At 38.5% G+C, this 12577-nt stretch carries 10 protein-coding genes; 8 read left to right on the top strand and 2 right to left on the bottom strand.

Annotated features, from left to right (window positions below; all coding sequences use genetic code 11):
- Positions 1–865: tetratricopeptide repeat protein (locus tag FJR37_RS14510; protein ID WP_168466338.1), on the top strand; the 865-nt coding region annotated here is incomplete at its 5' end.
- 249 nt (positions 866–1114) lie between these two features.
- On the opposite strand, the gene hisIE is transcribed toward FJR37_RS14510, so the two are convergent.
- Positions 1115–1765, bottom strand: a complete 651-nt coding sequence (gene hisIE / locus FJR37_RS14505; RefSeq protein ID WP_039201868.1) for a bifunctional phosphoribosyl-AMP cyclohydrolase/phosphoribosyl-ATP diphosphatase HisIE — start codon at positions 1763–1765, stop codon at positions 1115–1117.
- A 137-nt stretch (positions 1766–1902) separates the two neighbouring features.
- Here hisIE and hemL point away from each other — a divergent pair, with 137 nt between their 5' ends.
- From hemL to devC, 4 genes are all read left to right on the top strand, one after another.
- Positions 1903–3201, top strand: a complete 1299-nt coding sequence (gene hemL, locus FJR37_RS14500) for a glutamate-1-semialdehyde 2,1-aminomutase (RefSeq protein WP_039201866.1) — start codon at positions 1903–1905, stop codon at positions 3199–3201.
- A 396-nt stretch (positions 3202–3597) separates the two neighbouring features.
- Positions 3598–5193, top strand: a complete 1596-nt coding sequence (locus FJR37_RS14495; protein WP_039201865.1) for a serine/threonine-protein kinase — start codon at positions 3598–3600, stop codon at positions 5191–5193.
- Between the two features lie 737 nt (positions 5194–5930).
- On the top strand, positions 5931–7148 hold the full coding sequence (locus FJR37_RS14490; protein WP_168466337.1) for an ABC exporter membrane fusion protein: 1218 nt from the start codon (positions 5931–5933) through the stop codon (positions 7146–7148).
- A 141-nt stretch (positions 7149–7289) separates the two neighbouring features.
- Positions 7290–8465, top strand: a complete 1176-nt coding sequence (gene devC, locus FJR37_RS14485; RefSeq protein ID WP_174763428.1) for an ABC transporter permease DevC — start codon at positions 7290–7292, stop codon at positions 8463–8465.
- Between the two features lie 517 nt (positions 8466–8982).
- On the opposite strand, the gene FJR37_RS26215 is transcribed toward devC, so the two are convergent.
- Entirely contained in the window at positions 8983–9594 is a 612-nt protein-coding gene (locus FJR37_RS26215; RefSeq protein ID WP_174763427.1) for a hypothetical protein, read from the bottom strand.
- 516 nt (positions 9595–10110) lie between these two features.
- Between FJR37_RS26215 and tilS the strand changes: the two genes are divergently transcribed.
- The 3 genes from tilS to FJR37_RS27010 form a co-directional block, all read left to right on the top strand.
- Positions 10111–11085 (top strand): tRNA lysidine(34) synthetase TilS, encoded by a 975-nt coding sequence (gene tilS, locus FJR37_RS14475; protein WP_168466336.1) that lies wholly within the window; start codon positions 10111–10113, stop codon positions 11083–11085.
- A 293-nt stretch (positions 11086–11378) separates the two neighbouring features.
- Positions 11379–12038: a rhomboid family intramembrane serine protease gene (locus FJR37_RS14470; protein ID WP_039201861.1), complete on the top strand. Its 660-nt coding sequence runs from the start codon at positions 11379–11381 to the stop codon at positions 12036–12038.
- Between the two features lie 435 nt (positions 12039–12473).
- Positions 12474–12577: DEAD/DEAH box helicase family protein (locus FJR37_RS27010; protein WP_371416126.1), on the top strand; the 104-nt coding region annotated here is incomplete at its 3' end.

The following is a 12577-nucleotide window of genomic DNA, read 5'->3' as shown; positions in this document are numbered from 1 at the left end:
CTTACAAAATGATGTGCAAAAACAGCAAGTTACTGTTATAGAAAATCTGCAAAACTTAGAAATTGATGCTCAACAACGTAAAGAGATAATTCTCAAAGAATTAGCAGAAATTACACCTCCTACAATATTACCAGTAATAGAACAAAAATCAGAATCATTACAACCAGAAATTTCTATTGATGATTATATCAAACAAGCAGAAGTGCTATTTTTAGAAAAACGCCATGAAGATGCTTTAGCTATTTATGAACAACTCATTAAAATTCAACCAGAAAATCCAGAAAATTGGTTAAAACGGGGGATAATTCTCAATAGATTAAAACGCTACAAAGATGCCATAGCCTCCTATAATCAAGCTATCAAAATTAATCCTGAATATCATCAAGCTTGGTGTGATATTGGTGTGGCTTGTGGAAATTTAGGAAAACATCAAGAGGCATTTAACTGTTTTGATAAAGCTACTAAAATCAAACCTGATGATGGGGTTGCTTGGGTAAATCGTGGTTTATCTTTGCTAGAATTAGAACGTTGTGAAGATGCAGTTGCTTCTTTTGATAAAGCTTTAGAATTTCAACCCAACTCTCCCAAAATTTGGGATAAACGGGGTTACACATTGGTAATGTTAGGAGAAGATGATCAAGCAATTATCAGTTTTGATAAAGCACTAGAAATCAAACCTGATTATTCTAGTGCTTATTACAACAAAGCTGCCTGTTATGCACTACAAAGAAAAATTGAATTAGCTTTAGAAAATCTGCAAAAAGCTATTGAATTTAATCCCAGTTATCGAGAAGATGCTGTAAATGATATTGACTTTGATGAGATTAAAAATGATCCAGGTTTCCAAACATTAATTAAGAGTTGATGTGAGGAAACCCCCTTAAAGTTTCTATCGGGGTTCCTTGGTTTTAAGCCTTTATAATCCACATTCAGCAGGTAAAACCAGAAAAAAGGTATTTTAGTCTAACTAAAGTGAAAACAGAACTACAAGTAGACGTTAAAGACTATGATGTTGGGTTTCATTTCATTCTACCCAACCTACAATTTTAATTATCATCCTGTACATCCTGATAATCCTGGTTATCCTGATTCTGACAGTTATTAATAAATTAGCCTATTTCCTTCTTTCTTGTAACTTGCGATAAACTGCTTTTAAATCAACCTGATGATGAGCCAAAGCTACAAGAGTATGATAAAATAAATCCGCAACTTCGCCAGCGATCGCATCAGCATCATCATCTTTACAAGCCATAACTACCTCCGCGCTTTCCTCACCAATCTTTTTCAAAATCTTATTATCACCACCAGTCAATAACTTGCAGGTATAGGAATCTTCATTGGGGCGATCGCGGCGATCGCAGATTACCGCAAACAATTGTGATAAACTGTCCCCTGGTGGTGGTGTCACCGTGCCATCAACCTGATGAAAACAACTACGTTCTCCAGTATGACAAGCTACATCACCCAACTGCTCCACCCCGATTAACAGAGCATCACTATCACAATCATAACGAATAGTTTGTACCTTCTGAATATGTCCAGAAGTCGCGCCCTTGTGCCAAAATTCCTGCCGGGAACGACTCCAAAACCAAGTTTCCCCAGTGTCCAAAGTCCTTTGCAACGATTCCCGATTCATCCAAGCCATCATTAACACAGTTCCATCCAAATAATCTTGGATAATTGCCGGCACTAAACCCTTGTCATCGTAGCGAATTTTTTCCACAGGGATAGCAGATGAAAGCGATTTCAGTTCAGAAGAAGACATACCAGTTAATTTACAATAATTCTTTGACTCAAGATACCATTTTCAGCTAATCCCATACCAGAGAAATTCACAAGCAACTTTTCACCCTATCCTAAGATAGAAGCTCAATTTTAATCACCACCTCATAGGAGATACCCTTGGTCAATACCACAATTAAAACCACAAAATCACAAGAAATCTTTGCTGCTGCTCAAAACCTCATGCCCGGAGGAGTCAGTTCTCCTGTTCGCGCTTTTAAATCCGTCGGGGGACAACCCATCGTATTTGATCATGTCAATGGTGCTTATATTTGGGACGTAGACGGCAACAAATACATTGACTATGTTGGCACTTGGGGACCAGCCATTTGTGGTCATGCTCATCCAGAAGTAATATCCGCACTACACACAGCCCTAGATAAAGGCACAAGTTTTGGCGCTCCCTGCGCCCTCGAAAACGTTTTAGCCGAAATGGTCATTGATGCTGTTCCTAGCGTCGAAATGGTCAGATTCGTCAACTCTGGAACAGAAGCTTGTATGGCGGTATTACGCCTAATGCGAGCCTTTACAAATCGAGAAAAAGTTATCAAATTTGAAGGCTGCTATCACGGACACGCAGATATGTTCCTGGTTAAAGCCGGTTCTGGTGTTGCTACCCTGGGTTTACCCGACTCACCAGGAGTACCCAAATCCGTCACCGCCAGCACCTTAACCGCGCCTTTCAATGATTTGGAAGCCGTAAAAGCTCTATTTGAACAAAACCCCCAGGAAATCGCCGGCGTGATTCTTGAACCCGTAGTTGGTAACGCGGGCTTTATTACCCCTGATGCTGGTTTTCTGGAAGGACTACGGGAACTTACCCAAGAACATGGTGCATTACTGGTATTTGATGAAGTGATGACAGGCTTCCGTATTGCCTACGGTGGCGCACAAGCCAAATTTGGTGTTATCCCTGACTTAACCACAATGGGTAAAGTCATTGGTGGTGGTTTACCAGTCGGTGCTTACGGTGGTCGTCGTGAGATTATGTCTATGGTTGCCCCCGCAGGACCAGTTTATCAAGCTGGGACTCTTTCTGGTAATCCTTTAGCCATGACAGCGGGAATTAAAACCCTGGAACTCCTCGGTAAACCCGGTACTTATGAGTATTTAGAAAAAATTACTAAACAGTTAACTGATGGATTGCTAAAAATCTGCTCAGATACAGGTCATGCTGCCTGTGGTGGTCATATTAGTGCCATGTTTGGGCTATTCTTCACCGCAGGGCCTGTACATAACTATGAAGATGCCAAAAAGGCGGATACAGGTAAATTTGGTCGTTTCCATCGCGGAATGTTAGAGCATGGTATTTATCTAGCCCCATCTCAATTTGAAGCTGGTTTTACTTCTTTAGCACATACTTCCGAAGATATTGAACAGACATTAGCTGCTGCTAAAGAGGTACTGTCTAGTCTGTAAATAGGTAATGGGTAATGGGTAATGGGTAATGGGTAATAAATTCCTTGTTTCCTGTTGCCTATTACCTGCCTAAGGGAACACCAAAAAATAAATTAGGAACGCAAATTTAATAACCTGCAATTCTGATGTAACCTGGAATGGTGCGTTACGCTGTCGCTAACACACCCTACTTTTGCACCTTATTTAATTCACATTCCTTACCCAATTTTGTGGGATGGGCATAGTATGCCCGCACCACGAGAAATTTTTGGGTATTTTTTTAATTGGAAGTCCCTTAGAGAATCAAAAAATAAATTCCCGCTTCATATAACCTGGTGTAAATTTGAATTTGCTCTCCATAATGTAATAAGAGCATCATTATTCCCCTGAAGCTGTTACGCAGCGAGTTTACATTGCATGAGCTATTGCGTAAATCCCACCTGTTCCCATCCTATAAATTCAGCATCTAGTCTAATATGTCAGGCTTGTGGCTCGAAATTACTGTTGCGCGATCGCTTTTGCGTAGTTAAACCCATCGGTAAAGGTGGTTTTGGGGCAACATTTTTAGCAGTAGAGCAAAATCTACCTGGCAGACCGCCTTGTGTAATTAAACAATTACGTCCAGCAAGTACAACTCCGTACATATTAAAAATGGCACGGGAGTTATTCTCCAGAGAAGCAGAAACTCTTGGTAAAATCGGTAATCATCCCCAAATACCCAGACTACTGGACTATTTTGAAGATAACAATCAATTTTACTTAGTGCAAGAATATGTGAGCGGTTTGACTCTCCAACAAGAAGTGAAAAAAAATGGAGTTTATAGTGAAACCGCAGTCAGACAATTTTTAAGTGAAATCATGCCCCTGCTCCAATATATCCACGAGCAACAGGTAATTCATCGTGATATTAAGCCAGCTAACTTAATTCGTCGTTCTCAAGATGCCAGATTCGTACTAATTGATTTTGGCGCTGTCAAAAATAAAGTTAGCCAAGTCATAACCAATCAATCCGAACAATCAGCCTTAACAGCCTACGCAATTGGTACTGCTGGTTTTGCACCTCCCGAACAAATGGCTATGCGTCCAGTTTATGCCAGTGATATCTATGCAGTAGGAGTAACTTGTGTTTATTTATTAACTGGGAAAATTCCTAAAGACTTAGAATACAATCCCACCACAGGGGAAATGATGTGGGAACATCTAGTACAAGCCAGTGACCATTTTATTAAGGTCTTGAGAAAAATGTTGGACGTATCCGTCCGCAATCGCTATCAATCCGCACAAGACGTACTTACAGCTTTAGACATGGAGCCATATTTAGATAGTTTAGCCCAAGGCTTACTCTCTAAACCCTCTGGACCTACTCAGAATCATTCCTCAAATGCTGGGATTGATTCTATTAGTTATGCTCGTGGTAACAATGATAATGTTGCGAAATTAGCGGCATCTATTCGAGCCAGAAAAGACAAGACACCAGCACCAGCAGACACAGAATGGAAACATGGACGCAATCAGGGCAGAGAATTGGCATCTAAATCAGCCGCTAGAGGTATGAATAACGCTGATGATCCATTGTCTGTGCGGAAATTAGATTCCCCAGGTCTTCTAGCAGCTTATGAAAAAGGAAGACGGGATTTTGCGGGCTACAATTTTATCCGGTTGAGTGTATCTAGTGCTAACTTATCAGGAAGTAATTTCCATGCTGCTCAATTTCAGAAACCTAATTTTCAAGCAGCTAATCTTCATAATACTGACTTTGGTAGGGCAAGTTTACAACAAGCAAATTTCAAAGATGCGGATTTAAGCAAGGCTTATTTTAGTAATGCTGATTTAGAAGGTGCAGACCTTAGAGGTGCAAACCTAAGTCAAGCTTATCTAACTCAAGCTAATCTGCGGGGAGCTAATTTGTCCGGTGCTAATCTCACTGGCGCTAAGGTGACTGATGAACAATTGGCTGTAGCTAAAATGAATTGGTTAACGGTACGTCCGAATGGCAAGCGCGGTTTATTTTAATTAAAGAAATTGATGAGTTATAGCAAATTGCAGATTAATGAGCTAAATTCAAAGCCAAACAGCAAGCCAGTTTTACTCCTGACTCCTGCTGTACAAGTATCCATATTTCTATCTCATTTTGTCTAAAATCAGTACGCAAGCAAAATTAATTATTAGGACTTACGCACTGTACAAATTTACCATGATATGAATGAACGAAATTGCGTCGTTTTCGGCTTTGGGAATAACTTATTGAGTAGGGTGCGTCAGATAGAGGGAATCTGTTTTTTTGTCAAAATATCGTGTCTGACGCACCCTACAAGGGATAAAATTTACCTCACATATTTGGGGAATCTTGTCAATGCGTAAATCCTAATTATATAAAAAATTTGGATTTAAAGTAGGGGTAGCGCCCCCGTGCCTACCCCGATATTTGGGGCAACCACAGGGGGTTGGCCTCCTACAAAATTGATTGGTTTAGGAATTTTAAAATGTTCAATTAATTTTGCACAGGTACATATACTAATTTTACGAAAACTGTCATCTGTTAACCATCTGACTTTCTATTCTGGGATATTATCTCTAAATGTTCGTTTCTGTCAAAAATTTAGAATTGATTTGTCATTTCTAATGCAATAAATTGACTAAATTACCTCGTTGAGTATAGGAACTACATTTTAAGATTTTCTAGGATTTCGTTTTCTACCAGATATTTTTCATTAACTAATTTTGAAACAGCACTGAAAAGGTATGCAGTTGTGCAAAACCACAAGCGACAAGGTTCATTATCTTCTCAGTTTATTCTCCGATTAGCGATAGCGAAGCGCTCCGCAGGAATCGCTATTGCCATGCTGGCATCTTTATCTATGGCTAGTATTAGTGTTTTTATTGTCCTCAAATTTCGGGATATAGATAATCAAAAACCAGCCAATCCTGTGGTAGCCGTACCAGAGATAAAAACCGTCACAGCACTGGGTAGAATTGAACCAGAAGGGGAAGTGATCAAATTATCAGCAGCGATGTCTGGAGAAGGAAGTAGAGTCGAGAAGATATTAGTCAAAGAGGGGGATATGGTAAAAACAGGACAGGTAATTGCTATTTTAGATAATAGCGATCGCTTACAGGCAGAATTAACTGAAGCCAAAGCAGAAGTAAACATAATTAAAGCTAAAATTGCCCAAATTCAAGCAGGTGCTAAACCTGGAGAAATTACCGCCCAAAAAGCCATTATTGACAGATTAGCAGCCGAAAGTCAAGGTGATATTGATACTCAAAAAGTAACTTTAGAAAAATTGCAATCTGAATTACTCAATGCTGAAGCCGAAAATCACCGTTATCAAGAATTATATACAGCAGGGGCAATTTCCGCATCTCAAAGAGATAGTAAAAACTTGAATGTAGAAACTGCTAAAAAAAGTCTTCAAGCCGCACAGTCACAGTTAAAAAAGCTCGAATTAAGTAGTCAACAAAAAATCAAAGAAGCTTCCGCAACCCTAAACCAAATTTCTGAAGTTAGGAAGGTAGATGTACAAGCAGCAATAGCCGAATTAAATCGAGCAGATGCAGTAGTAAAAAAAGCCACTATCAATCTTCAAAAAGCCTATGTCAAATCTCCTCAAAATGGACAAGTATTTGAAATCTACACTCACCCAGGAGAATTAATTTCTAATAATGGCATTGCTGACATTGGTAAAACCAGTCAGATGTATGTAGTTGCTGAAGTTTACGAAAGTGATATTACAAAAATTATACAAGGAAAACAGGTGCGGATAGTTAGCGATACTTTTTCTCAAGAATTACAAGGAAAAGTAGAACGAATCGGTTTACAAGTAAGAAAGCAAAACCTCACCAATACAGATCCTTCCAGCAATATTGATAACAGAATCATAAAAGTCCACATCCGACTAAACAAAGCCGCTAGCCACCAAGCAGCTAAATTTACAAATATGCAAGTTAAGGCAATTATTAGTCTTTAGTGATTGATGATTGGTAATTACTTAACATGATTCTTTCTTATTTCTTTCTTATTTCTTTCTTATTTCTTTCTTATTTCTTACTTCCTTCTCCTTTCTCCTTTCTCCTTACTCCTAACTCCTGACTACTGACTCCTCCTTCCTATGATTAGTATTTTTCAAAAATTGTGCCGACGAACTCCTTTGGGTTGGTTACAACTTACCCATGAAAAAAGCCGTTTATTGGTAGCAGTATCTGGTATTGCTTTTGCCGATGTTCTTATGTTTATGCAGTCAGGTTTTCAAACTGCTTTATATGATAGTAATACTAGATTACATCGGAGTTTACAAGCTGATATTATTCTCATTAGTCCCCAAGCTCGTAGCTTACAAAGTATGTCTATTTTCTCTCGTAGACGACTTTATCAAGCAATGGATGTACCAGGGGTAAAATCGGCTGAGGCTATGTATTGTAACCATATTATTTGGAAAAATCCGCAAACACGATTAGAAACAGGAGTGTTAATTATTGGCATTAATCCAGATCAACCAGCTTTTGATTTACCAGAAATTAATCAACAATTACAAAAAATTAAATTACCAAATACAGTCTTATTTGATCGAGCAGCCAGAGGAGAATATCAACAAGCAATTCAGCAAATTCAACAAGGTAAAACTGTCACAACTGAAATTAATGGTAATACAATTACTATTGGTGGCTTATTTAAACTTGGTGCTTCCTTTGCCGCAGACGGGAGCTTGATTACCAGTGCCAATAACTTCTCCCAAATCTTTGCTAGACAGCCTACAAGCAGTGTGAGCATCGGTTTAGTTAAAATCAAACCAGGCTATAAAACCGATCAAGTTGTTGCCCAATTAAAGGCTTATTTAAAAGATGATGTCAAAGTTCTTACTCATAATGAATTTATTGAATTTGAAAATAATTTTTGGAGTAGTAATTCCCCCATTGGGTTTATTTTCAACCTCGGTGTATCAATGGGATTCGCGGTTGGAGTAATTATTGTTTATCAAGTTCTTTCCACAGATGTTAATGCCCATTTGCGAGAATATGCAACTTTCAAAGCCATAGGATATCGTCATGATTATTTACTAACTATAGTTTTTGAAGAAGCTTTAATTTTAGCAGCTTTGGGATTTTTTCCAGGGGTAGCTGTATCTTTAGGACTTTACCAACTAACCCGAACAGCAACAAATTTGCCCATGTATATGACAATAATTCGTGGTATACAAGTCCTACTTTTAACTATAATTATGTGTGCTATTTCTGGGGCGATCGCTACTAGCAAACTCCAATCTGCTGATCCTGCGGATATGTTTTAAGAAGTATGTATAGGACTTTCTACTGTTATCAAATAACGTTTTTACCACCAGGTAGGGGCGGGGTTTCCCCGCCCTAGATTCTATTGCTAAATTATTTTACAAAATAAAAGCCTGAAATCTTTGCTAGGCAATCTTTTCGGGCTTTACTTCCTCTAAATTGTTAATTCTTTAATATCTGCGGACTGTGATATTAAACATTTTTCAGTGATTTTTTGCTTAAGAGAACTCCACAAAAAAGATGATCCAATCTTGTGGGATGGGCATCTTGCCCGTCCTTGTATTATTGGCAGGCAAGATGCCTGCACCACAAGAAACTTTGGGATATTTTTTTAATTGGAAGTCCCTAAGTCTCATTTAGTAGCAATAACGAGGATATTGTCAGAAATATCTAAGTAGGTGAACAGAAAAATTTAAAGGTATGTAAAGAAAAGTAAAATCACTCAAAACTCTCTTCCTGTTCCCTGTTCCCTTGCCCCAACGACAATTTTTAACGCCCACCTACTTACCCTATCTAGAATTAATTAACAATTTTGCTGGGATACACCCTAAAAGAAGCGAAAAAATTAATCGCTTCTGTAGTTAATTCATCCTTTGCCCTAGCTCCGATTAAATAAAGTCGTCGTTTGACCACATATCCTTGATATTGTCCTAGACTACCATCAGAATGTTGTACTAGCAACTCAATACCTGGATATCCTTCAATTACCATATTTGTGCTTTTCACAACTTTACCTTTTATATCCAGGTTTTGCCTCAGAGAGGTTTGTAAAACTTCTCGAATCCCTTCCGAATTTAAATAATCAACATCCGTCGGTATATCTCCATGAAAGATCATATATACTGTTTCTGTTGCCTTATTTTCTGTTACCCGCAGTTTCTTATTATTCTCTACTTCATCTCCAGGCATCAAAATTTGAAAATCTCCTTGTGGTCCCCAAAATTCGTCATTTTCAGCTATTTGAATTGGTTGTTTTTTGGTAAATTCTTTGGTTATATTCAGTCCTAAATTAATTGAAGAATTTCCTAATTTACCTTGATTTACTGATGCAATTGCTGGATTTTGTATGGACAACAAAGCTAGTGAGAATAGAGAACTTATAATTGGCTTTAAGTTGGGATTCAATTTCATAGTTTATGGCTTCTGATAGTAAAATGTCCTTAATTTTGAACCTGAAAAACGGAATTATTTTGAGTTAGAGAATGTGTAAAATTGACCTTGCTGCGATACCAGTAAAGTCTGTCCAGAATTTAACTGGTTTTGGTTATAAAAACATTGCTTCCCACCCCAGGTACGTCACAAAATTTGATATTGCTATTCAGTGGCATATCTCTCAAACACAAATGTGACATATTTACCTTAGTGGTGTCAACCCCATAACAAATGTCACTATTACACAAGTTGTAATAGTGACAAGCGTAGTTGATATTAACTTACTGTAAAATAGCCATAATTATGTGTGCTATTTCTGGGGCGATCGCTACTAGCAAACTCCAATCTGCTGATCCTGCGGATATGTTTTAATGTAGGGGTTTCCCCGCCCTCTATAAAGAAAGCGGTATAATCTAAATAATTACAAAATGACTTACATCAAAGTTAGCTAAGAGATACGCTGAAATTTTAGGTGATGAAATATTAAAAACTCTCATGACATGGACACCCCTCCACGCCCACATACATCGTACCATCCACACCCGTAATCTACTCCCACCCAAACAACATCTATTAGTTGCAGTATCCGGTGGACAAGATTCCCTATGTTTAATTAAATTACTATTAGACTTACAACCCAAATGGGAATGGAACATAGCCATAGCCCATTGTGATCATTGTTGGCGCGAAGACTCCCAAGCAAATGCTCACCACGTCGCCAATTTAGCAAAAACTTGGCACACACCCTTTTATTTAGAAACAGCCAATCAACCCGTCAAAAGTGAAGCCACAGCCAGAAATTGGCGATATCAAGCCTTAACAAAAATTGCCCAATGTTATAACTATCAATATATTATTACCGGACATACCGCCAGCGATCGCGCCGAAACCTTACTATACAATTTAATTCGGGGTACTGGCACAGACGGTTTGCAAGCATTAACTTGGCAACGTCCACTCACCGAAAATATTACCCTAATCCGTCCACTCCTAGAAATCACCCGTTCCCAAACAGAACAGTTTTGCCAAAAATTTCATCTGCCAATATGGGAAGACTCCACCAATCAAAACCTCAAACATCCCCGTAACCGCATTCGTCAACAACTAATTCCATATCTCAGAGAAAATTTCAATCCCCAAGTAGAAGCCAACCTAGCCCAAACAGCAGAACTACTTCAAGCAGACGTAGAATTTCTAGAACAAACAGCCCTTCAGTGGCGGCTAGAAGCCTCAGCAAAGGGTAATAAAGACAATTTACAAATTAATAGGCGAATATTACAAAAAGCACCCCTAGCAGTCCAACGTCGAGTCATGCGTCAGATTCTCCAAGAAATACTTCCCCATGCACCCAACTTTGAACACATTGACAAACTCACAGCCCTAATCACAGCCCCCAATCGCTCCCAAACAGATCCTTTCCCCGGTGGTTTGACAGCCATAGTCCAAGGTGACTGGATTACCCTCAATTAATCACCATAAAAGGATTGAAAATTTTCCGGCGATTATAAATCGCTACTATACAAACAAAGTCCACCCAGGTGGACTAACAAAAAATTAAGCTGTTCCAACCCACGAAGGTGGGTTTTGCTCGTGTAGCCGAGACTTCCAGCCGTCAAGGCAAGTAATAAATTAGACTTTTCAAACATCCTCTTAGGCAATAGGAGGAAAATTTTCTTTATTCTTCATTCTTCCTTCCAGAACTCCTGACTCCTTCTCCTTGACTCCTGTTATAGTGATCTTAATGATGATTAGGAACAATATTTGTGTTTCCCCTCTACGATGAAAACCCAACCCGAATTACGCCATATTTTACCTATGGTTTAATTGGCATGAATATTCTAGTTTTTCTCCATGAAATCAGTTTGTCGAATTTACAACTAGAACAATTTTTTCAATTGTATGCAGTCATACCGCAAGAATTAACCATCAATTGGAGTGGGGAGTGGACAACCTTATTTACGTCACAATTTTTGCATGGAGGTTGGTGGCACTTAATATCTAATATGGTCTATCTGTGGGTATTTGGTAACAATATTGAAGACCGCTTAGGGCATTTTAAATATCTATTATTTTATTTAACCTGTGGCGCTATAGCTGCTTTATGTCAATGGTTTATTGGTATGTACTCCACTATTCCTTCCTTGGGTGCAAGTGGGGCAATTTCTGGAGTTTTAGGTGCATATTTAATCTGGTTTCCTCAAGCAAGAATTACCACTTTAGTTTTTTTGGGTTTTTTCATCACTACAATTAATATTCCTGCATTAGTAATTATTGGTATTTTCTTTATACAAAATCTCATCGCTGGTTTTGCCAGTCTCCAATCAGCAGCTAAAATGAGTGTAGAAACGGGAGGAGTCGCTTATTGGGCGCACCTTGGGGGTTTTGTTTTGGGGAGTATTTTTGCCCTGGGAAATAGAGAATAGAGAATTGGTAATTGGTAATTAATTGGTAATAAACCCACATTCCTTAGAAAATTTCAAGAGAGGTTGAGCGCTAACAATCTTTAATGACACACGAAGGACGCAAAGAGCGCGAAGGAAGAAGAAAAATTTATTTACCCGTCAATTAGTTCTTGACAGACTACTAGGGGATGGGGGTGATTTATAATTTTCCCATGTTTTTGTTATACTCATGCTGCAATAACTCATGTCCGTTCACCACGTCAAATCAAAGCGGATTATTGCTATTACATTACTACTCATTGCAATAACCGCGAATTTAAGTTGAGTCGTCGTGAATGTCGAGAGGTGTTTCTCTACGCTCTTAAAAAGGCTTTGGATAAATTTGATTTTAAACTGTATGCTTTGTGCATCATGTCAAATCATGTTCAGTATCTAGGGTTTGCTGATTAATAATTTATTTTATTTGATTCCCTCAAACAAAATCGTCTTAAAGCTTTGATTCAAATGGTGACGGGTGTGGGTAAAACCTATACTTCTGTGAGTTTTATCTCTGGCTGCTG

This window comes from Aphanizomenon sp. UHCC 0183, from assembly GCF_009712065.1.
GTDB classification, from domain to species: domain Bacteria; phylum Cyanobacteriota; class Cyanobacteriia; order Cyanobacteriales; family Nostocaceae; genus Dolichospermum; species Dolichospermum heterosporum.
The sequence above is the reverse complement of the archived record's forward strand: the minus strand, read 5'-3'. Positions and strand labels throughout refer to the sequence as shown.